The sequence below is a fragment of the Streptomyces sp. NBC_00090 genome (assembly GCF_045160815.1).
In the GTDB taxonomy this organism is placed as follows: domain Bacteria; phylum Actinomycetota; class Actinomycetes; order Streptomycetales; family Streptomycetaceae; genus Streptomyces.
Genome location: NZ_CP108224.1, coordinates 2,827,625 through 2,849,403 on the forward strand (window position 1 = coordinate 2,827,625; position 21,779 = coordinate 2,849,403).

19 protein-coding genes are annotated in these 21,779 nt (G+C 71.1%); 8 read left to right on the forward strand and 11 right to left on the reverse strand.

Annotation, left to right across the window (positions count from 1 at the left end; genetic code table 11):
• Positions 1-2: 2 nt before the first annotated feature.
• Genes OG361_RS12490 through OG361_RS12500 form a run of 3 tightly spaced genes read right to left on the reverse strand, consistent with a single transcriptional unit; the run spans position 3 to position 4,567 of the window.
• On the reverse strand, positions 3-833 hold the full coding sequence (locus OG361_RS12490) for an HAD family hydrolase (RefSeq protein ID WP_405853392.1): 831 nt from the start codon (positions 831-833) through the stop codon (positions 3-5).
• Positions 830-3,385: a phosphoribosyltransferase gene (locus OG361_RS12495; protein ID WP_405853393.1), complete on the reverse strand. Its 2,556-nt coding sequence runs from the start codon at positions 3,383-3,385 to the stop codon at positions 830-832. The genes OG361_RS12490 and OG361_RS12495 overlap by 4 nt, the downstream gene beginning before the upstream one ends.
• An 18-nt stretch (positions 3,386-3,403) precedes the next feature.
• Positions 3,404-4,567 carry an HpcH/HpaI aldolase/citrate lyase family protein gene (locus OG361_RS12500; RefSeq protein WP_384561893.1) on the reverse strand — a complete coding sequence of 388 codons (1,164 nt, stop codon included), beginning with the start codon at positions 4,565-4,567 and terminating at the stop codon, positions 3,404-3,406.
• Positions 4,568-4,744: 177 nt separating this feature from the next.
• On the opposite strand from OG361_RS12500, the gene OG361_RS12505 reads away from it, so the two are divergent.
• Positions 4,745-5,647, forward strand: coding sequence for a TerD family protein (locus OG361_RS12505; protein ID WP_405862210.1), 903 nt, complete (start codon positions 4,745-4,747; stop codon positions 5,645-5,647).
• Positions 5,648-5,670: 23 nt separating this feature from the next.
• Here OG361_RS12505 and OG361_RS12510 read toward each other — a convergent pair whose 3' ends face one another.
• From OG361_RS12510 to OG361_RS12535, 6 genes are all read right to left on the reverse strand, one after another.
• Positions 5,671-6,411 carry a Tellurium resistance gene (locus tag OG361_RS12510; RefSeq protein WP_405853394.1) on the reverse strand — a complete coding sequence of 247 codons (741 nt, stop codon included), beginning with the start codon at positions 6,409-6,411 and terminating at the stop codon, positions 5,671-5,673.
• A 108-nt stretch (positions 6,412-6,519) separates the two neighbouring features.
• Positions 6,520-7,668: a DUF475 domain-containing protein gene (locus tag OG361_RS12515; RefSeq protein ID WP_405853395.1), complete on the reverse strand. Its 1,149-nt coding sequence runs from the start codon at positions 7,666-7,668 to the stop codon at positions 6,520-6,522.
• A gap of 29 nt (positions 7,669-7,697) precedes the next feature.
• Positions 7,698-8,273, reverse strand: coding sequence for a TerD family protein (locus tag OG361_RS12520; protein WP_405853396.1), 576 nt, complete (start codon positions 8,271-8,273; stop codon positions 7,698-7,700).
• Between the two features lie 83 nt (positions 8,274-8,356).
• Positions 8,357-8,932, reverse strand: coding sequence for a TerD family protein (locus OG361_RS12525; RefSeq protein WP_317594642.1), 576 nt, complete (start codon positions 8,930-8,932; stop codon positions 8,357-8,359).
• Between the two features lie 137 nt (positions 8,933-9,069).
• Positions 9,070-9,528, reverse strand: a complete 459-nt coding sequence (locus tag OG361_RS12530) for a peroxiredoxin (RefSeq protein ID WP_405853397.1) — start codon at positions 9,526-9,528, stop codon at positions 9,070-9,072.
• Between the two features lie 118 nt (positions 9,529-9,646).
• Positions 9,647-10,069 (reverse strand): DUF3052 domain-containing protein, encoded by a 423-nt coding sequence (locus OG361_RS12535; RefSeq protein WP_384561879.1) that lies wholly within the window; start codon positions 10,067-10,069, stop codon positions 9,647-9,649.
• A gap of 417 nt (positions 10,070-10,486) precedes the next feature.
• Between OG361_RS12535 and aceE the strand changes: the two genes are divergently transcribed.
• Both aceE and OG361_RS12545 read left to right on the forward strand, forming a co-directional pair.
• A complete protein-coding gene (gene aceE / locus OG361_RS12540) occupies positions 10,487-13,219 on the forward strand; it encodes a pyruvate dehydrogenase (acetyl-transferring), homodimeric type (RefSeq protein WP_405853398.1) in 2,733 nt (910 codons plus the stop codon).
• 114 nt (positions 13,220-13,333) lie between these two features.
• A complete protein-coding gene (locus OG361_RS12545; RefSeq protein ID WP_405853399.1) occupies positions 13,334-14,125 on the forward strand; it encodes a potassium channel family protein in 792 nt (263 codons plus the stop codon).
• On the opposite strand, the gene OG361_RS12550 is transcribed toward OG361_RS12545, so the two are convergent.
• Together OG361_RS12550 and OG361_RS12555 are read right to left on the reverse strand one after the other, a co-directional pair.
• Positions 14,106-14,504, reverse strand: a complete 399-nt coding sequence (locus OG361_RS12550) for a peptidase inhibitor family I36 protein (protein ID WP_405853400.1) — start codon at positions 14,502-14,504, stop codon at positions 14,106-14,108. The two genes, OG361_RS12545 and OG361_RS12550, sit on opposite strands and share 20 nt — an antisense overlap.
• A 191-nt stretch (positions 14,505-14,695) precedes the next feature.
• A complete protein-coding gene (locus tag OG361_RS12555) occupies positions 14,696-16,318 on the reverse strand; it encodes an MFS transporter (protein WP_405853401.1) in 1,623 nt (540 codons plus the stop codon).
• A 121-nt stretch (positions 16,319-16,439) separates the two neighbouring features.
• On the opposite strand from OG361_RS12555, the gene OG361_RS12560 reads away from it, so the two are divergent.
• The 5 genes from OG361_RS12560 to OG361_RS12580 all read left to right on the forward strand — a co-directional run bounded on the left by OG361_RS12560 (position 16,440) and on the right by OG361_RS12580 (position 21,763).
• Positions 16,440-17,189 (forward strand): TetR/AcrR family transcriptional regulator, encoded by a 750-nt coding sequence (locus tag OG361_RS12560; RefSeq protein ID WP_405862212.1) that lies wholly within the window; start codon positions 16,440-16,442, stop codon positions 17,187-17,189.
• A gap of 75 nt (positions 17,190-17,264) precedes the next feature.
• Positions 17,265-18,479: an alpha/beta hydrolase gene (locus tag OG361_RS12565; RefSeq protein ID WP_405853402.1), complete on the forward strand. Its 1,215-nt coding sequence runs from the start codon at positions 17,265-17,267 to the stop codon at positions 18,477-18,479.
• Between the two features lie 74 nt (positions 18,480-18,553).
• A complete protein-coding gene (locus OG361_RS12570; protein ID WP_405853403.1) occupies positions 18,554-19,480 on the forward strand; it encodes a DUF4429 domain-containing protein in 927 nt (308 codons plus the stop codon).
• Between the two features lie 109 nt (positions 19,481-19,589).
• Positions 19,590-21,086, forward strand: a complete 1,497-nt coding sequence (locus OG361_RS12575; RefSeq protein ID WP_405853404.1) for a sensor histidine kinase — start codon at positions 19,590-19,592, stop codon at positions 21,084-21,086.
• On the forward strand, positions 21,083-21,763 hold the full coding sequence (locus OG361_RS12580) for a response regulator (RefSeq protein ID WP_384561609.1): 681 nt from the start codon (positions 21,083-21,085) through the stop codon (positions 21,761-21,763). The genes OG361_RS12575 and OG361_RS12580 overlap by 4 nt, the downstream gene beginning before the upstream one ends.
• The last annotated feature ends 16 nt before the right edge of the window (positions 21,764-21,779 follow it).

A 21,779-nucleotide genomic window follows, 5' to 3' on the forward strand; every position in this document is an offset into this window, starting at 1 on the left:
TGCTACACCGCCGCAGCGGCCCGGAAGCGGCGGAGGATCTCCTCGCCCGCCGCCACTCCGCGTTCTGCGAGGACGTCGAGGTGGGGGGCGGTCCAGTCGCTGTCGGCCAGTTCGCCGTGGCCGGGGCGCCAGGCCCGGTCGGCGGCCATCAGCAGGTCGGCGTCGAGGAGCGAGTCGCCGGCGGCCAGCGTGAGCGTCGCGCCGATGCGCCGCGCGACCTCGCGGACGGCCGCGCTCTTGGTGAGCGGCTTCGGCACCGCGTACACCTTGCGGCCCTGGAGTGAGACGGTCCAGCCGCGCTCCCCCGCCCACTCGCCGAAGCGCCCCAGCCACTCCTGGGGGAGCCGCTCCCGCTCGACGACGAGATAGGCGAAGAGGTCCTCGGCCACCCGGTGCTTGCGCACCCACGACAGGTCCGTGGTGGCGGTGAGGTAGGCGCGGATCTCGGAGAGCGGCGCGCACTCGTCGGCGAGCCGGTTCGCCACCGCGGCCTGCCAGTCGCGGTCGGAGACGCCGTCGACGAGGATGTGCCCGCCGTTGGCGCAGATCGCGTACTTCGGTGTGGTGCCCGGGAGTTGGATGCGCTGGTACTGCTTGCGCGTCCGTGTCGTCGTGGGGACGAAGACGGTCTCGTCGGCCAGTCGCGCGAGGAGGCCGGCCGCGTCCTCGGTCATGTAGGAGAGCGGCTTCGATTCGTGGACCTCGACGCACAGCAGCCGGGGCGCCTGGGCGTCGGGCATGCCGAGGGCGAGGGCCGCGCTCGAGTAGATGAGGGTCCGGTCGAGGTCGCTCGCGACCAGGGTCGTTCCGGCGGCGGCCGAGGTGGTACTCACTGGGACACCACCGCCTTGCCGTCGGCGCCTGTCGCACCCCTGGTGTACTGAGGGTGGATCAGGCCGACGCAGCTGTACGGGAGTTCGTCGACCACCTCGACGGGCACACCGCGCTGCTCGGCGAGCAGGCGGACGTGCGCGAGGTCGGCGTCGGCGCCCCGCTTCGCGAGGATCTTCCAGGGGACGCGGCGCAGCAGGACGCGGGTGGTCTCGCCGACTCCGGGCTTGACCAGGTTGACGTCGTGGATGCCGTACTCCTCGCTGATGCGCTCGACGGCCGCCCAGCCCTCCCAGGTGGGGGTGCGGTCGGCGGCCAGGAGCTCCTTGACGTCCATGTCGACGGCGTCGACCACCTCGTCGAAGCGGGCGGCGACGGCGTCGAGGAAGGCGCCGGAGACATCGGCTCCGGACAGTTCGCGGTAGAACTTGGCGCCGTGGAAGTCGTTCGGCCCGACGAGGTCGGAGCGGAGCACGGTGCGGGATATCAGCCCGGAGACCGTGGAGTTGAGGCAGGCGGAGGGTATGAGGAAGTCCTCGCGGGTGCCGTAGGTGCGGACACAGGAGCCGGGGTCGGCGAGGACCGCGATCTCCGGGTCGAAGCCCGAGGGCCCGTCGGTCGTCGCCTCGAACTCCTTGACCGCCTCGGCGAGTTCGCGGGTGATGGCGCCCTTGCCGGTCCAGCCGTCGACGAAGACGACGTCGGCGGGGTCGTGGTGGGCGGCGAGCCAGCGCAGCGCGTTGGCGTCGATGCCGCGGCCGCGCACGATGGAGACGGCGTAGTGCGGGAGGTCGAGGCCGTGGCGGGCCTTCGCCCAGCGGCGCATGAGGACGCCGACGGGGGTGCCGGCCCGGGCCAGCGAGACGAGGACGGGGCCGCGGCCCGGTCGCTCGGAGAGGACGGTCTCGGTGACCGTGCCGACGGCGCGGGCGATCCGGGCGGCCGAGCTCTCCAGGGCGGAGTGGAAGAGCTCCTGGTAGCGGGCGCTGGGCTGGTACTCGACGGGGAGCGATTCGGCGTAGTGCGCGCCGCCGCTCTGGATGGCTTCCTCGCGTTCCTCGGTGGGCGCCTCCAGTTCGACGTCCGAGAGGTCCTGGAGCAGCCAGCCGACCTCCTCGGGTGCGTACGACGAGAAGGCGGGGCCGCGGAGGGGCTCGGGCAGCATGGAGCTCCTTTCGGGAGCTTCGGAGACCGTGGGCGTGTACGAGGGGACGACGGCGAGCACGACGCGCGGGACGTGCGCGGCGAGCTGGGCGAGCAGGCCGTCCGGGGCGTGCAGTTCCGGAGTGTCGGCGGCGGAGTCGACGACGAGGACGGCGGCGTCGAAGCCCGCGCCGGCCACGTTGTAGGCGTAGCGCTCGCCGGGGCCGTCGGCCGGGTCGTCGTGGGCCGGGAAGACGAGCCGGGTGCGTATCGCGTAGCCGGGGTCGTCGACGGCGAGGACGGGCGAGCGGGTGGTGGTGGAGTAGCGGACGTCGTGGCCGGCGTCCTCCAGGGCGGTGCCGAGGCGCAGCGGCGCGTACATCAGCTCCTCGAAGCCGAGTACGAGAACGCGGCGGCCGCTGTGGGTGCTGTGGCCGCTGTGGGTGCCCGCGGGGGCTTCCGGCGTCTCCAGGGCCTGCCCGAGGCGGGCGGCGAGGGCCGGCAGGGCGGCTTCCAGGCGCTCGCGGTGCTCGGGCGTGAACCCGTGCCGCCCGCCGTCGGGCAGCCCCTCGGGCCAGCCGAGCGCCACCCGTACGGGCGCGTGCGCGCCGGCTTGCCCGCCGACGGTGGCGGCGGCGGCCGTGGCGATGCCGGTGGCCGTCCCGCGGATCTCCTCGGCCGCCCTGTGGGCCTTCCCGGCCTTCTCGTAGGCCTTCTCGTGCTCCGCCACCAGCGCCTGGCCCTTCTCCAGGACCCCTTCAGGGAGGCGTACGGTGCCGGCCGCTGCGGCGAGCAGGTCGACGCGGGCGCCGATCTCCGCCGCGAAGGCGTCCAGACGGCCGAGGTCGGCGGCGGAGCGCATGTCGACGAGGGCCACGACGACATACCGCTCGCGCGGGTAGCGGGCGTGCAGGTCCCTGATCGTGTTGAGGACGGTGTTGCCGGTGGAGAACTCGTCGTCGACGAGGACCAGCGGTCCCGCGCCGGCGAGCAGCTTCGGGTCCTCGGGCAGCAGCAGGTGCGAGGTCGCGTGGGAGTGGGCCTCCTCGAAGCCGCCCGCGCGGGCGACCCCGGCCACCGGCCGCCGGGTGGAGTGGAGGTACGGGGCGAGGCCGAGGCCGTCGGCGACGGCGTGGCCCAGGGCGGTGGCGGTCTCCGCGTAGCCGAGGACGACGGAGCGCGCCGCCTCCTCGTCGCCGAGGAGCGCGCGGACGCGCCGGCCGAGGTCGAGGCCGGAGCCGTACACGACGGAGGGCCGCTGCGGCACGTGCTTGCCGAGCACGCTGGAGACCAGCAGATGGGCCCGCTTGGGGTTACGACGCAGTGCGAGGCCCAACAGGGCCGGTAGCTCCTCGCCGCCGATCAGTTCGACGCCCAGTCGCTCCGCGACCCACGTTCCGGTCCACACCACGTCGTCGACGTCCCTTCGTCAGCCGGCAAGCCCGGCGGTGAGCAGATCCACGAAGCCGACGTCCTCCTTGGCGACGCCGAAGACCTCGGCGCGCAGGAGGATGCGTTCGGCCCACGCGCGATGCGGCTTCACTTCATTCATTTTGTTCGTATACGCCGAACGGAGCACTCCGCCGCCGCCCTGTTCGGGCCGCAGGATGTCCTGGGCGTCGCTCCACTCCTCGTGGCTGACCACGGAGAGCGCGTGCACCGGCACCACGTGGGTGGGGTGGATGCAGGTCTTGCCGAGCAGTCCGTTCGCGCGGTCGAGCTCGATCTCGCGCAGCAGGCCGTCGAGGTCGTGCTCGATGAGGGCGGTGCGCAGGTCCTCGGCCCGGCCCTCCAGGAAGGGGCTGCGGCGCAGCTGCGGCTTGAACATGCGCTCGCCCGGTCGGAAGTACTCCCAGACGGGCCCGGTGATGGTGTAGCCGGTGCCGTCGGAGCGGCCGAGGACGTTGACCACGTCGGCGATGACGTTGGCGACGATCTTGACGTCGTAGGCGGTCATGTCGGGCGAGCGGCGCAGGCCGTAGGCGGAGCAGAAGTCGGTGACCCCGAGGCGCAGGGCGAGGACGCGGTCGCGGTACTTGTGGGTGATCGAAGCGATCCCGGCGAGGGTCTCGGCCCGGGTCTCCAGGTGGAGCAGCTCGGGGGACTCGAGGACGGGCATGGCGAAGAGTCGCCTGCCACTCGTCCGCTCGGCCTGGGTGAGCGCTTCGAGGAAGGCGTGGCCGCGGGTCTCGGTGAACTTGGGCAGCACGAATCCGGACAGCAGGCGGACCGTTTCGCCGAGCCGGGCGACGAGGTCGGTGATCTGGCGCGGATCGCGGACGCGAATGAAGAGCAGGGGCACATCGGTACCGCCGGCCGCGAGGTCGGCGAACTGCCGGACGAGGTTGGCCTCGCCCGCTTCCACATCGCCGTCGCTGATGGAATCCTCCAGGCAGAGCACCATGGAGACCACTCCGCGGGCGGCCTGTTTGCGCACGTCGTCGGCGAGCCGCGGCCGGGTGGCCGGGCTGTAGAGCGTGGCCCCCAGGGCCACGGCGAGCGTGCGCGCGGGCGAGTCGGCCGTGAACTCGGCCGGCTCGCGGTGGAACAGCCCGGTCCGCATTGCGGACGGGATGTGCCCGAAATGACGCATGTAAGTCCCCCGTCTGCCTCTCTGGGCCCTGACGACACGTGGCCGGTAATAGTACGTAGGTGCGGGTGTCCGTAGTTCCCACGGTGCATGAAATTCAGGTAACTCGTCAGCATCCGTCGTCTCGGCCCGGTATCGGTGACGCCCCCGCGTTGTCCGCGGGTCTGCCGGGAGTGCAGGATTGCGGTCATGACGCACGCGATGCTGAAGGGCTCCAACGTCCCTCTCGACACCGCGGCCGTACGGGCCGTGCTCTGCTGGACCCCGGGCCCCGGGGTCCCTGACGTGGATGCCTCGGCCCTGTTGCTGGGCGCCGACGGGCGGGTGCGGTCCGACGAGGACTTCGTCTTCTACAACCAGCCGCGGCACCCCTCGGGGTTCGTGCGGCGGTTGCCGAAGAAGCGGGTGGCCGAGGGTCTGACGGACACCGTGGAGGCCGATCTGGGCAGCCTTGAGGCCTCCGTCGACCGGGTGGTCGTCGCGGCCTCCTCCGACGGCGGCACCTTCCGGTCCGTCTCCGACCTGCGGATCCTGCTGTACGACGCGACGGCGGGGCCGGACCGCGAGCCGCTGGCCCGCTTCGACGTGACGGCCGAGACCGGCGAGGAGACGGCGGTCATCTGCGGCGAGCTGTACCGGCGCGGGGACGGCTGGAAGTTCCGCGCGGTGGGGCAGGGCTATCCGACGGGGCTCGTCGGCCTCGCCACGGACTTCGGCATCTCGGTCGACGAGGACGCCCAGGAAGCCGCTCAGGAAGCCGCCCAGGAGGCCGCACAGGGAGTCCAGGACGGCCCAGGGGCCCAGGACGGCTCGACGGGCTTCCCCGCCCCCGGTGTCCCCGCTCCCGCCTTCCCCGCCGCCGGGTCCCCCGATCTCGACGCGACCATGGTCCACACCCCCGTACCGCCGCAGCCGACGGTGCCCCCCGTGCCCGACCGGGCGCCCGCCTACGGCTACCCGCAACAGCCCGTGAACGCCCAGGCCCCCGCGTACGGCTATCCGCAGCCCGTGCCGCAGCCGGAACCGCACGCGGCTCCGGAGTTCCGGATGCCTCCCATGGGCCCCCAGTTCGTCAGATCCTGAGACATGGGGCACGGCTCGGGCACCTACGCCTTGGTCTTGTAGCCGCGCCCCCACTGGAGTCCCCAGCCGTACAGCCGGTCCAGCTCGGCCTGGAAGCCGTAGACGAACCGCACCTCGCGGCGGACCGTCAGGTCGCCCTTGACGTTCTCCACGGAGAAGACCGCGCAGGAGCGGGCCTGCGGGGCGCGCTCGTCGAGTTCGATCTCGATCCGGGGGCCGTTGCTCGGGTAGAGCGTGATCTTGGCGTGCGTACGGTCGAAGGCCGGCGTCTGGTCGTAGATGTACGCGAAGAACAGCAGCCGCTTGATCTCGTCCTTGTGGTCCAGATTGACGAAGATCGTCTCTCCGGACGGGGCCCCGAAGCGGTCGTCCCCGCTGAGCTTCACGTACGGCGCCGCGTTCAGGTCCCCGAAGAAGCCGCCGAGCGGCTGCACGACGCCCTTGCTGCCGTCGGCGAGCTCGTACAGGCACCCCAGGTCCAGGTCGACGTTGACGACGCCCTGGGTGTGCGCCTGGACCACCTCGGGCTTGAAGAGCTGCGAGGGGTGGCGCAGCAGCCGGCCGCTCTGCCGGGACCGCCCTTCGAGGTCGGAGGTCCGCATCCGCCAGGAGAGGTTGACCCGGAGGTTGCCGGTGGCGGCGCCCTGCTTGGTGAGCGAGACCGTCGGCCGCCTCTTCGTCAGGTCGATCGTGTTGGACGCGGCGCCGCCCATGTCGAACTGCTGCGCCGTCCTCCCCGGAAACAGGTTGTCCCAGAAGGCCATGCCGCCTTCACCCCCCACTGGTCGCCACCACCACACCGCGCACATGCCTGCGGGGCGGCCGGGTGCACCGGCCGCCCCGCAGTGAAGCGTTCCTCGTTACCGGGGTCGTCACACCCCGGAGGACACCTCGGTCTTGTCTCCCGAGCCGCCCGATCCGCCCTCGGCCGCCGCGATGGCCTTGTTGCGCCGGACGGATGACCAGAAGGACCAGCCGATGAGGGCGACACCGATGAGACCGGTCACGACCTCGGGGATCTGGTAGCGGATGGTGACCATGAGGATCAGGGCCAGGGCGCCGATCGCGTAGTGGGCGCCGTGCTCCAGGTAGACGTAGTCGTCGAGGGTGCCCTGACGGACCAGGTAGACCGTCAGCGAACGGACGTACATGGCGCCGACGCCGAGGCCGAGCGCCATCAGGACGATGTCGTTGGTGATGGCGAAGGCGCCGATGACACCGTCGAAGGAGAAGGAGGCGTCGAGGACCTCCAGGTAGAGGAACATGAAGAAGGCGGCCTTGCCGGCCAGCTGGACCGCCGAGACCTTCTTGCCGCTGCGCTTGGCCTCTTCCTCGGCCTCGTGCTCGCGCTCCTCCTCCTCCTCCAGCTTGTTCTCGAAGTAGCCGGAGAGACCGCCGACGACGAGGTACGTGATGAGACCGAAGACGCCGGAGAGCAGGACGGTCGCCGACTTGTCGACGTGCATACCGCCGTGCTGGTGCGCCTGGGTCGCGAAGGTCATGGCGCTGACCGCCAGGACGATCAGGGCGATGCAGACCGACAGCATGTCGACCTTGCCGAGCTTGGCCAGCGGGCGCTCCAGCCAGCCGAGCCACTTGATGTCACGGTCCTCGAAGATGAAGTCGAGGAAGATCATCAGCAGGAACATCCCGCCGAAGGAGGCGATCGACGGGTGTGCGTCGGTGACGAGCTGCTCGTAGCGCTCGGGCTCGTTGAATGCGAGGTCGACGGCCTCGATGGGGCCGATCTTGGCGCTGATCGCGACGATCACGACGGGGAAGACCAGTCGCATACCGAAGACGGCGATGAGCACACCGATGGTGAGGAAGATCTTCTGCCAGAAGGCATTCATCTTCTTCAGGATTCCGGCGTTGACCACCGCATTGTCGAAGGACAGCGAGATCTCGAGGATGCACAGGATCGCGACGATCCCGAACGCTTCCCACCCCCCGTAGAGCACCGCTGCGACCAGACCGAGCGCCGTGATGGCGAACGACCAGCCGAAGGTTTTCAGTACCACTGTCTACCCCATCGTGTAATTACGCGGCTTTACGAAACGTTGACCCCGAAGTCTAGAGCGATGCCCCGCAGCCCCGACGCGTACCCCTGGCCCACCGCCCGGAACTTCCATTCGCCGTTGTAGCGGTAGAGCTCGCCGAAGATCATCGCGGTCTCGCTGGAGGCGTCCTCGGAGAGGTCGTAGCGGGCGAGCTCCTGGCCGTCCGCCTGGTTCACGACGCGGATGAAGGCATTGCTGACCTGGCCGAAGGTCTGGCCGCGGTTGTCGGCATCGTGGATCGACACCGGGAAGACGATCTTGTCGCAGTGGGCCGGGACCTGGGTGAGGTCCACGATGAGGGACTCGTCGTCCCCGTCACCCTCGCCGGTGAGGTTGTCGCCGGTGTGCTCGACGGAGCCCTCGGGGCTGCGGAGCTGGTTGTAGAAGACGAAGTACTCGTCCCCCAGCACGCGGCCGTCCTGGCATAGGAGGGCACTGGCGTCGAGGTCGAAGGGGGCTCCGGTGGTGGAGCGCGCGTCCCAGCCGAGGCCCACGAGGACCTTGACGAGGTTGGGAGCGGCCTTGGAGAGGGAGACATTGCCTCCCTTGGCGAGTGTGACGCCCATGTGATCAGTTCCTCCCCGAGGGTGATGAGGCACGTCCGGCGCCGCACGGAGTGTGCGGCGCCGGACGGTTCGAACGGTTCGACTCAGACGTTGACGCCGAAGTCCGCCGCGATACCGCGCAGACCCGAGGCATACCCCTGGCCGACGGCGCGGAACTTCCACTCCGCGCCGTGGCGGTACAGCTCGCCGAAGACCATGGCGGTCTCGGTCGAGGCGTCCTCGGAGAGGTCGTACCGGGCGATCTCGGCGCCGCCGGCCTGGTTCACGACGCGGATGAACGCGTTGCGCACCTGGCCGAAGGACTGCTGGCGGTTCTCGGCGTCGTAGATCGAGACCGGGAAGACGATCTTGGTCACGTCGGCCGGCACGGTCGCCAGGCTGACCTTGACCTGCTCGTCGTCGCCCTCGCCCTCGCCGGTGAGGTTGTCACCGGTGTGCTCGACCGAGCCGTCGGCGCTCTTCAGGTTGTTGAAGAAGACGAAGTCCTGGTCGTTGCGGACCTTGCCCTCTTCGCTCACCAGAATGGCGCTGGCGTCGAGGTCGAAGTCCGTACCGGTGGTGGTGCGGACGTCCCAGCCCAGACCGACGGTCACGGCGGTGAGGCCAGGGGCCTCCTTGGTCAGCGAGACGTTGCCGCCCTTGCTGAGGCTGACTCCCACGAGTCCCTCCATACGTTTTCAGGGGCAGCGCCCCAGTCGTGCGTTGGCATCGGATCAACGAGTGGATCCTAGTGACGGGTTCCCGGTCGAAACAGTCGATTCGCCCGGCGAATCGGAGATGTCGACCGTGAGGTGGCTCAGATGGCGTCGAGAGCCTTGACGTAGTCGCCGAGGTCGCGGGCGTCCGGCAGGGCGTTGACGACGGTCCAGCGGACGACGCCCTCCTTGTCGATGACGAAGGTGCCGCGCACCGCGCAGCCCTTCTCCTCGTCGAAGACGCCGTAGGCGCGCGAGGCCTCGCCGTGCTTCCAGAAGTCGGAGAGCAGCGGGAAGTCGAGGTCTTCCTGGTCGGCGAAGACGCGCAGGGTGTGGATCGAGTCGTTGGAGACGGCCAGGAGCTGGGTGTCGTCGTTGACGAACTTCGGGAGGTTGTCGCGCAGCTCGCGCAGCTCGCCGGTGCAGACTCCGGTGAAGGCGAAGGGGTAGAAGAGCAGCACCACGTTCTTCTCGCCGCGGAAGTCCGAGAGCCTCACGGTGCGGCCGTGGTTGTCCTTCAGCTCGAACTCCGGGGCCTTGGTGCCGGCCTCGATCGCCATCGCCACGTATCCCTTCGACGGTGCCCAGACCTTGGGCCGAATCGGTGACACCCAGCCTACGGCCTGTGTGCGAAAGCCCCCGCCGGCGTACCGGCGGGGGCGTCTCGCAGCGTGGTGATCAGCGCTTGGGGGCGGTCAGGCGGGTGCCCGTCCAGTCCTTGGCGACGCTGATGCTCTTGGTCTGGGAGAGACCAGCAGTCTGCGCGGCATCGTTGATGTCGCTCGGCTCGATGTAGCCGTCGCGGCCGGTCTTCGGCGTCAGCAGCCAGATGGTGCCGCCGTCCTCCAGAAGACCGATGGCGTCCACCAGGGCGTCGGTGAGATCGCCGTCCTCGTCGCGGAACCAGAGGACCACGGCGTCAGCGACGTCGTCGTACTCCTCGTCCACGAGATCGGCCCCGATGATGGACTCGATACCTTCACGGAGATCCTGGTCGACGTCGTCGTCGTAGCCGATCTCCTGGACCACCTGTCCGGGCTCGAACCCCAGCCTCGCTGCCGGGTTGGTCCGCTCCTCCGCGTGGTCCGCGGTCGCGCTCACGGCTTGCCTCCTGCTCATTCGGTAAATGCTGTGGGCCACGCGTATGCGCGTGGCGCTGGCCGTAGTCCACACGTGCCGGGGCTGATCGCGCAAGTACCCGGCCGCGGAGACCGCCGAAACGGTGACGTTTGGGGCCGTCTCGCCCCAACTTCCGGCAGGGTCCGACCCTCCTTCATGATCAGGCACACATGATTCATCCCGGTTTACTGACTTCTGCGGTTTCAGTCTGCCGAACGCCCGGACGAAACGCATGCGCGGGTTGGGCGTAAGGTTGCGATTTGACCCTACCCAGACACGCAAGGCACCCCCTGGGGGTTACTCCTCGGTAAATGTGACGTCCGGCGTCGGCGGGGTACACGATGGACATCCCGACCACTCCGTGGCCCCGTGGGCACCACCGAACAGCGAAGGAAGAGCGTGGCTCCCGGATCCGATCGCAACCCGATCATCATTGGCGGCCTTCCCAGCCAGGTCCCGGATTTCGACCCGGAAGAGACCCAGGAATGGCTCGACTCCCTCGACGCTGCCGTCGACGAGCGGGGTCGTGAGCGGGCCCGCTACCTCATGCTCCGACTGATCGAGCGGGCCCGCGAGAAGCGCGTGGCCGTGCCCGAGATGCGCAGCTCGGACTACGTCAACACCATCGCCACCAGGGACGAGCCGTTCTTCCCCGGCAACGAGGAGATCGAGCGCAAGGTCCTCAACGCCACCCGGTGGAACGCGGCCGTGATGGTCTCGCGCGCACAGCGTCCGGGCATCGGCGTCGGCGGTCACATCGCGACCTTCGCCTCCTCGGCCTCCCTCTACGACGTCGGCTTCAACCACTTCTTCCGCGGCAAGGACGAGGGCGACGGCGGCGACCAGATCTTCTTCCAGGGGCACGCCTCCCCCGGCATCTACGCCCGCGCCTACCTCCTGGACCGGCTGAACGACACCCAGCTCGACGGCTTCCGCCAGGAGAGGTCGAAGTACCCGAACGGCCTGTCGTCGTACCCGCACCCGCGGTTGATGCCGGACTTCTGGGAGTTCCCGACCGTGTCGATGGGTCTCGGCCCGCTCGGCGCGATCTACCAGGCCCGGATGAACCGGTACATGGAGGCGCGCGGCATCGCCGACACCTCCAAGTCGCACGTCTGGGCGTTCCTCGGTGACGGCGAGATGGACGAGGTCGAGTCGCTCGGCCAGCTCTCCATCGCCGCCCGCGAGGGCCTGGACAACCTCACCTTCGTCGTCAACTGCAACCTCCAGCGGCTCGACGGCCCGGTGCGCGGCAACGGCAAGATCATCCAGGAGCTGGAGTCGATCTTCCGCGGCAACGGCTGGAACGTCATCAAGCTGATCTGGGACCGCTCCTGGGACCCGCTGCTCGCGCAGGACCGCGACGGCATCCTGGTGAACAAGCTGAACACCACCCCGGACGGCCAGTTCCAGACGTACGCGACGGAGACCGGCGGCTACATCCGCGACCACTTCTTCGGCGACGACCACCGGCTGCGGGCGATGGTCGAGTCCATGTCGGACCAGCAGGTCCTGCACCTGGGCCGCGGCGGTCACGACCACAAGAAGATCTACGCGGCCTACGCGGCGGCGAAGGCGCACGCGGGCCAGCCGACCGTGATCCTCGCCCAGACCGTCAAGGGCTGGACGCTGGGCCCGAACTTCGAGGGCCGCAACGCGACCCACCAGATGAAGAAGCTGACGGTCGACGACCTCAAGCGCTTCCGCGACCGGCTGCACATCCCGGTGACGGACCGGCAGTTGGAGGACGGCCTGCCGCCGTACTACCACCCCGGCCGGAACTCCGAGGAGATCCAGTACATGCACGACCGCCGCAAGGCGCTCGGCGGGTACGTGCCGACCCGCGTCGTGCGGTCGAAGCCGCTGGTCCTCCCCGAGGACAAGACCTACGCGGCGGCCAAGAAGGGCTCCGGCCAGCAGTCGATCGCCACCACGATGGCCTTCGTCCGCATCCTGAAGGACCTCATGCGGGACAAGGAGATCGGCAAGCGCTTCGTGCTGATCGCCCCCGACGAGTACCGCACCTTCGGCATGGACGCCTTCTTCCCGAGCGCCAAGATCTACAACCCGCTGGGGCAGCAGTACGAGGCGGTGGACCGTGAACTCCTCCTCGCCTACAAGGAGTCGCCGACCGGCCAGATGCTGCACGACGGCATCTCCGAGGCCGGCTGCACGGCCTCGCTGATCGCCGCCGGTTCGGCGTACGCCACGCACGGCGAGCCGCTGATCCCGGTCTACGTCTTCTACTCGATGTTCGGATTCCAGCGGACCGGCGACCAGTTCTGGCAGATGGCCGACCAGCTCGCGCGCGGCTTCGTGCTCGGCGCCACCGCCGGCCGTACGACGCTGACCGGTGAGGGTCTCCAGCACGCGGACGGCCACTCGCACCTGCTGGCCTCGACCAACCCGGCCTGTATCGCCTACGACCCGGCCTTCGGTTTCGAGATCGCGCACATCGTCCAGGACGGCCTGCGCCGGATGTACGGCGCGGACGCCGAGGACGTCTTCTACTACCTGACCGTCTACAACGAGCCGATCCAGCACCCGGCCGAGCCGGCGGACGTGGACGTCGAGGGCATCCTCGCCGGCATCCACCGCTTCAAGCCGGCCGAGGCCGGTACGATCCCGGCGCAGATCATGGCCTCCGGTGTCGCCGTGCCGTGGGCGATCGAGGCGCAGCGGATCCTCGCCGAGGAGTGGAACGTGCGGGCCGACGTCTGGTCCGCGACCTCGTGGACAGAGCTGCGCCGGGAGGCCGTGGCCGCCGAGGAGCACAATCTGCTCCACCCGGACGAGGAGCAGCTCGTCCCGTACGTGACGCGGAAGCTCCAGAGCGCCGAGGGCCCGTTCGTGGCGGTCTCCGACTGGATGCGCGCGGTACCGGACCAGATCGCCCGCTGGGTGCCGGGTCCGTACACCTCGCTGGGCGCGGACGGCTTCGGTTTCGCGGACACGCGCGGTGCGGCTCGCCGCTACTTCCACATCGACGCCCAGTCGATCGTGCTCTCGGTGCTGACCGAGCTCGCCCGCCAGGGCAAGGTCGACCGGTCGGCCCTGAAGCAGGCCGTGGACCGCTACCAGCTGCTCGACGTGGCGGCCGCCGACCCGGGCGCCGCCGGCGGCGACGCCTGACCCGCGGGTACGGCGGCGACGCCTGACCCGCGGGATGTCTGGCACGTAGCGCCTGGTGAGGGGCGGTGGGACCGATGGTCTCGCCGCCCTTCGGCGTTCTCTACGATGCCCCGCATGAAGGTTCGCTGGAAGAGCTGGGAAAAGCGCACGCAGACGCCGCTGCTGGCGCTCGCGGTGGCGTTCGGCCTCGCCTACGCCGTGCCGATCGTGGCTCCCGGCGCCGCCCCCTGGGTGCACCGGCTGTGCACCCAGGTCGAGTGGGTGGTGTGGGGGGCCTTCGCCGTCGACTATCTCGTCCGGCTCGCCCTCGCCCCGGCCCGCTGGGTCTTCGTCCGCTCCCACCCCCTCGATCTGCTCGCGGTCCTGCTGCCGATGGTGCAGCCGCTGCGGCTGCTGCGGGTCGTCTCCACGCTCCTCCTGGTGGGCCGGCGGGCCCGGATGGCCCCACAGATAACGCTCACGACCTATGTGGCGGGCGCGGTGGTCGGGCTGATGATGTTCGGCTCGCTCGCCGTGCTGCACGTCGAGAGGGACGCACCGAACGGCAACATCAAGACGCTCGGGGACGCGGTCTGGTGGTCCTTCACCACGATGACCACGGTCGGCTACGGCGATCACGCCCCGACGACGGGTCTCGGCCGGGTCCTCGCGGTCGGCCTGATGCTCTCGGGCATCGCCCTGCTCGGTGTCGTCACCGCCAACATCGCGGCCTGGTTCATCTCCCGCTTCGACCGGGACGACGCGGTGGAGCGCCGGCAGACCGAGCTCCTGGAGGCGCTCACCCTGGAGGTGCGGGAGCTGCGCGCGGAGGTGGCGCGGCTCTCCCCGTCGGACGGGCCTCGGGACGTCCCCGCGCCCGCCGGGCCCCCCACGGCCGCCACCGCCCCTACCGCTCCCAGATCTTGAACGCTCTGACCTCGTAGGGCGTCTGCGGCACCCAGGTCCCCCGCCCCGGGTAGGTCTCGAACTCCCCCGCCTCCGCGCACTCCGCCGACTGGTACGTGGTGACCGGCCGCCCCGTGCGGTTCGCGAGGGACTGGGCCGAGGTGCCGGGCGGCAGGGCGACGCAGCTCTCGATGTCGGTCGTGGCCAGCTCGTGGCTCTGGGCCCGGCCCTTGAAGTCGGGCTTGGACCAGAGGCAGAGCCGGCCGGGGCCGCACGCGCCCAGCTTCGGTTCCGCCGCCACCGCCGCGCTCACGGCCGAGGCCGGCAGGGCCGCCAGGAGGCAGGCCGCCATCGCGCCGGCCGCCAGCAGCCGCTTCGTATACGTGGATGTCTCCGTCATCTCTCCGAACCCCCGCTTTCGTCACTCTCCGTAACCAATACTCTGACGGACGTCACCCCCCGTTGAGAAGAGGGCCAAAGCCTCTTCACCCGAACGGGCGACGGCCCCCACCGGACCAGGTCCGGTGGGGGCCGTCGTGAAACAGCGGGGCCGTCGTGAAACAGCGGGGCCGCCGCGATCAGCGGGGCGCGTCAGATGTGGCCGCCGCCCATGCCCGCCTCCGCGTTCTCGCCGCGCTTGGTGAGCGTGGCGACGAGGGCCGCGACGACGGCGACCACACCGGCGACGGTGAAGGCCAGGCCCATGCCGTCCAGGAAGGTGTCGTGGATGACCCCGGAGACCTTGTCGAAGAGGTCGGGGGTCATCCCCGGCGCCTGGGCCAGCTCCGGCGGGGCCATGCCGAACTCGGCGGCCTGCTCCAGGTCCGGGTTGGCCGGGCCCGGGATGCCGGCCTCCTTCCAGTTGCCCTCGAAGGCACTGGCGACCTTGGAGGACATGACGGCGCCGAGCACCGCCGTACCGAGCGCGCCGCCGACCTGCATGGCGGCCTGCTGCAGACCGCCGGCCACGCCGGAGAGCTCCAGCGGCGCGTTGCCGACGATGACCTCGGTGGCGCCGACCATGACCGGGGCGAGGCCCAGGCCGAGCAGGGCGAACCAGAGGGACATGACGAAGGTGCCCGTGCCCGAGGAGAGCGTGATCATGCCGAACATGGAGACGGCCGTGCAGACCATGCCGCCGACCAGCGGCACGCGCGGGCCGAACTTGGTGATCAGCGCGCCGGCCAGCGGCGAGGAGACGATCATCATCGCGGTCAGCGGCAGCAGGTGGAGACCGCTGTCGACCGGGCTGAGCCCCTTCACGCCCTGGAGGTAGAAGGTCACGAAGAAGAGGCCGCCCATGAAGGCGAAGGCCATCAGGACCATCAGGACGACACCGGCCGAGAGCGGCACCGAGCGGAACATGCCCAGCGGGATCAGCGGCTCCTTGACCTTGGTCTCCCAGAAGGCGAAGACCGCGAAGAGCAGCAGCGCGCCGATCAGGCAGCCCCAGGTCTTGCCGCCGGTCCAGCCCCAGGACTCACCGGCCTTGATGAGGCCCCAGACGAGGGAGGCCATGGCGCCGGAGAGCAGCAGGATGCCGAGGATGTCGAAGGAGCGCGGCGCGTTCTCGGCGCGGTGGTCCTTGAGGATGACCAGACCGAGGGCGAGCGCGACGACGCCGACCGGCACGTTGATGAAGAAGACGGACTGCCAGCTGACGTGCTCGACGAGCAGGCCGCCGACGATCGGACCGCCCGCCGTGGAGGCGCCGATGACCATGCCCCAGATGCCGATGGCCATGTTCAGCTTCTCGGCGGGGAAGGTGGCGCGCAGCAGGCCGAGCGCGGCCGGCATCAGCAGGGCGCCGAAGAGGCCCTGCAGGATGCGGAAGGCGATCACGGCGCCGATCGAGTCGGACAGGCCGATCGCCCCGGAGGCGGCGGCGAAGCCCGCGATGCCGATGAGGAAGGTCTGGCGGTGGCCGAAGCGGTCACCGAGCTTGCCGGCCGTGATCAGGGCGACGGCGAGCGCGAGGAGGTAGCCGTTGGTGATCCATTGGACCTGGGCGAGCGAGGCGCCGAGGTCGGTCTTGATGGCGGGGTTGGCGATGGCGACGATCGTGCCGTCGAGCGCGACCATCATCACGCCCACGGCGACGCCGAACAGGGTCAGCCAGGGGTGGCCGCGCAGTCCCTTCGCCGGGACCGGAACGGGTTCCCGGACGCCCCCCTGACCCTGCGGGGCCTTTTCCACTGTGGTCTGACTAGTCATGGAACGAGGCTAATGACAGTAACTGACAATTGACAAAGCGATTCACGCGTCGGTAACTGTCACGTAGCTCACAGGTACCCTGAGCCGGACGAAACGCCCGAAAAGAGGATTCGAATTGACCGTGCCCGCCCCCGGCCTGCGTGAGCGGAAGAAGCAGCGCACGCGCGACACGCTGATCCGGGTGGCCCTGGAGCTCTTCACGGCCCAGGGGTACGAGCGGACCACCGTCGACGAGATCGTCGACGCCGTCGAGGTCTCCCAGCGCACCTTCTTCCGCTACTTCTCCTCCAAGGAGGAGGTCGCCTTCGCCGTCCAGCACATGGTGGAGGAGCGGTTCATCGGCGCCCTCGGGGAGCGGCCGCCCGGCGAGGGCCCCCTCGACGCGATGCGGAACGCGGTCCTGAGCTCCTGGGACACCGTCGGCGAGGCGATCGTCGAGGTCGTACCGGTCGAGCTGTACCTGCGGACCTTCCGGCTGATCGAGTCGACGCCCGCGCTGCTCGCCGTCCATCTGCGCCGCTCCACCGAGATGGAGGAGACGATCGCCCGGATGATCGCCGCGCGCGAGGGCCTCGACGTGGACGAGGACCCCCGCCCCCGGATCGCGGTGGCGGCGTTCAGCGGCGTGATGCGGGTCACGGGCCAGATGTGGGGCCGGGGTACGGACCAGAGCCTGGAGGCCATCCGCGCCCTCACCGAGCGGTACCTCGACCACCTCGGCGCGGCACTGGCCCCGGACTGGCGGGACCGGGACACCGGCCCCTCGGCGGGCCCCCGGACATCGCCGCACGACCCCGCGGCGGGCCCCCGGACATCGCCGCACGACCCCGCGGCGGGCCCCCGGGCATCGCCGCACGACACCGCTCCGTAGCCGGTCAACGGCGCTCCGCAGTACGCGGCACCACCCGCTGGGCGCCCGCGCCTCACCCCCGTAGGGTGGCGGCCCGTGACCTCCGTCGACGCCTCGCCCACCCTCGCCGTCACGCGCGCGCTGCTCGCGCTCGCCGTCGTGTTCGTGCTCCTCGCGACCACCGGGTGGACCACGATCCGGCACCGGCCCGCGCCCGGACCGTCCCGCGAAGCCGCGCTCGCCGCCTGGGCGCGGGACCGCGTCGGGCACGGCCCGCTGCCCGACCCGGCCGCCGCCCCGGCCCGTACGGTCGCCGCGTTCTTCGCCGGACTCGGCACGGCGGGCGGCCGCCTGCTCGCCGAGCGGCACCCGCTCGTCGTCGGCAACCTCAACGGCGCCCCCGTCCCGCTGCGCTACCGCGCCAACCGGATCGCCCTCACCCGCGCCCTCACCGCCGAACGGGCCCGGATCGCCGACCCCCGGCTCTCCGCCGACGGCCTGCACGAGGCACGGCGCCGGTTCGACCGCTTCTCCTCCCTGCTCCGCCCGGGCCGCCAGATCCTCGCCTTCGACCCGACCGGCAAGGGCCGCACCGCCGAGGTCCTGGGCGATCTGGAACGGGCCCGGCGGGTCTCGGTGATCGTGCCCGGCGTCGACACGAACCTCCTCACCTTCCAGAAGACCCACGGCCGGTACGGGGCCCCGGCAGGCATGGCGGAGTCCCTGTTCGCCGCCGAGCGGCGGGTCTCGCCCGGTGCCCGGGTCGCCGTCATCGCCTGGGCCGACTACACGGCGCCCGTCGGGGTCGGCGTCGACGCGATGACCGGCCGGCTCGCCGCGAACGGAGCCGTACGCCTGGTCGAGCTGGCCTCGGCCCTGCCCGGCGACGCCCGGGTGGCGCTCTTCTGCCACAGCTACGGCTCCGTGCTGTGCGGGCTCGCCGCGCCCCGGCTGCCCTCCCGGGTGACGGATCTGGCGGTGGCCGGCAGCCCCGGCATGCGGGTGGAGCGCGCCGCCGAACTCGCCACCGGGGCACGGGTCTGGGCGATGCGGGACGCGGACGACTGGATCGCGGACGTGCCGCACCTGGAGGTGGGAGGGGTCGGGCACGGCGCGGACCCGGTGGAACCGGAATTCGGCGCGCGGCTGCTCTCGGCGGGCGGAGCGGTCGGCCACAGCGGCTATTTCGAGCCGGGGACGGAGAGCCTCGACAACTTCGCCGCGATAGGCGTAGGCGCCTACCAGGACCTGATCTGCGCACGTGCCGGCAGCGCTTGCCACTACGGAATATCCGGCGCGGAAGGGTCCTGACGCGCGTAGATCACGGAATTTCCCGACCTTTCACAGGGGCGACGCACGGGCACGCGCCGCTTACGATGGCCCCTATGGGTGATGTGCTGGCCGGAATTCATGCCACCTGGGAGTTCGAGAGCGACGCCCTCGTCATCCGCTTCGAACGGGGGATCCGCACGCCGAAGCTCTTCCAGGCGCTGCGTGAACGACGTGTACCGCACGAGGCGTTGGCGTCCGTGACGCTCACGCCCGGGAAGCGGGGCACCGTCGTGCTGCACGCCGTGCCGAGACCGGGCGCCGATCCGCTGATGGAAGCGGCCGCGGGGCAGCTCAAGGAGAGCTGCGACCCGTACCGCCTCGTGCTGCCCGCGGACCGGGAGACGCTCGCCGAGTACTACCGGGACGAACTGCGCGCGCTGCTCCCGCCGGACGCGGCGGGCCCCGCCGACCCGGACGACCCGGCCGGCCCCGGGGACGCCGTGGCCGCGACGCCCACCGACGGCTTCCTGGTGGCCGCGCCGACGGGACCGCAGTCCTTCAAGACGTACGACGGGAGGGCGAGCTTCGACGGGACGTCGGAGGTCGCGTTCCGCTGGTCCTGGACGGGTGCGTCCTCGGAGAAGTGGAAGGCGGGCGACCAGACCTTCTCGGTACGGGAGCTCTGCGGCGTCGAGTGGCGCTCGCCCGAGGTCCTCGACGGGTACCTGCGCCTGGTGCCGCGCGGCGGCGGGCCCCGGGCGGCCCAGCCCGACCAGGACCCGGCGTCGGTCGTCTTCGGCCTCGGCTACGGGCCCGTGCACGAGTCCCTCCCCTTCGCGGCGGCGGTCCTCGCGGCGATCCGGGGCAAGGACCGCGCGCCCGTGCCCGTCGCCGTCCCGGCCGGCCTCCGGGACGGGGGGCACCGCGACCCCGGGGCGGTCGCGGAGAGGATCCGGCACCTGGGCGAGCTGCACCAGGCGGGGCTGGTGACGGACGAGGAGTTCTCGGCGAAGAAGGCGGAGCTTCTGGCGGAGCTCTGAGGGAGGACTCCGCTGAGCCTCCCGGCTCCTGAGCCCCCGGACCTCCGTGCCGCGCCCCGCCCCGCCCCGATGTCATACCCCGGTAGCGGGTCGCGGCCCCCTCCCCGGTATGACGTCAGGCCCCACGGGTGCTGCCTACCCTGGGCGGGTCATGGCTACCGAACAGCGGCACGAGCCGCCCCTCCACCGGTTCGGCCGGTTCAGCCGGCTCAGCTGGTTCAGCGCCCGGTCGCGTGAGTTGTTCCAGGGCCTCGGGGCCGCGCTCACCACCCCGACCACCCCCGGCGCTCCCCTGCTCTCCGAGGCCTCGTCGCGGTGGGTGCGGCTGCTGCCGTACGTCGTCGCCGTCGCCTTCGTCTCCTCGCTCCTGCCCTCCACGGTCACCGTCCTCGTCAACGACTACGACGTCAACGGCGCCCTCGCCGGGGCCGTCGCCATCGCCCAGACCGCGCCGCTGCTGCTCGCCGTCTCCCGGCCCCTCCAGGCCTGGTGGGTGATCTTCACCGCCGACGTGCTCGGCGCGCTCGTCCTCCTCGGCTCGGACGGCCCCCACGGCGACCTGTGGCCCTGGACTCCGCCTGCCGTCGTCGGCTACTGCGCCCTGATGCTCGCGCTCGGTCTCCGCGAGTCCCGCCGGGCCCTCTTCGGCGTGTGGCTCGCGACGGGCGTGGCCGGGTACGTCCTGGAGGCCTTCCGTCCCGCCGGTGACACCAGCGTCCACACGCTGCTGCTCGTCCTGAGCGGGGTGCTGCTGCTGCTCACCTCGGCCGTACGCGCCCGGGGCGACGCGCAGCGGCGGCTCGTCGAGCAGGAGACCATCAGCGAGGCCGAGCGCTCCCGCCGCACGCTCCTGGAGGAGCGGGCGAGGATCGCGCGCGAGCTGCACGACGTCGTCGCCCACCACATGTCCGTGATCACCGTGCAGGCCGACTCCGCCCCGTACCGCATCCCGGACCTCCCGGAGGCGGCCCGCGAGGAGTTCACCTCCATCGCGGCGAGCGCGCGCGAGTCGCTGGCCGAGATGCGGCGGCTGCTCTCCGTGCTGCGCAGCGACGGCAGCGAGGGCGAGCGGGCCCCGCAGCCGGGGCTCGACCGGGTCCAGCAGCTGGTCGAGGCGACGGTACGGGCCGGGGTGCCGGCCGAGCTGTCGCTCGCCGCCGACCTCGGGGACGTACCGCAGGCGGTGGACCTGTCCGCGTACCGGATCGTGCAGGAGGCCCTCGCCAACATCGTCCGACACGCGCCGGGCGCGACGACCCGGGTCTCGGTCCGGGCCTCGGACGACGGCTGGCTGACGGTCCTCGTCGTCAACGGGCCGGGCGCGGAGGCGGGTTCCGGGGTGGAGCGCGGCGCGGACGGCACCGGTCACGGCCTCGTCGGCATGCGGGAGCGCGTACGGTTGACGGGCGGCTCGCTGGACACCGGGCCGCTGCCGGACGGCGGCTTCCGGGTGGCCGCGCGGCTCCCGCTGACGGCGGACCCGGCGCCCGACCCGAACCCCGACGCGAACCGCGACCCGAGCCCTGATCCGAACCCCGACCCGAGCCCTGATCCGAACCCCGGCCCGGCCCCGGCGCCGGCCACGACCACCAAGGACCCCGAGTGACCATCCGCGTGATCATCGTCGACGACCAGGCCATGGTGCGGGCCGGATTCGCCGCGCTGCTCGCCGCCCAGCCCGACATCGACGTGGTGGGCGAGGCGCCGGACGGACGGCAGGGCGTGGACGTGGCGCGGTCGACGCATCCGGACGTCGTGCTGATGGACGTACGGATGCCGGAGCTGGACGGGCTCGCGGCGGCGCGGGAGATCCTCCACCCGCCGACCGGTGTCACGCACCGGCCGAAGGTGCTGATGCTGACCACCTTCGACGTGGACGACTACGTGTACGAGGCGCTGCGCGCGGGCGCGTCCGGCTTCCTCCTGAAGGACGCGCCGCCCGCCGATCTCATCGCGGCGGTACGGGTGGTGGCGGCGGGCGAGGCCCTGCTCGCCCCGTCCGTGACCCGCCGGCTCATCGCCGACTTCGCCGCGTCCCGGCCCGCCCCGCGCCGGGACACCACGGCGCTGCGCCTGAACGGTCTCACCCCGCGCGAGACGGAGGTCCTGGAGCTGATCGCGCGGGGCCTGTCCAACCAGGAGATCGCGGACCACCTGGTCCTCGCGGAGCAGACGGTGAAGACCCACATCGGGCGGGTCCTCGCCAAGCTGGACCTGCGCGACCGGGCGCAGGCCGTGGTCTTCGCGTACGAGTCGGGCCTGGTGACCCCCGGCACGACCTGAGCCCGGCCGCGGTCCT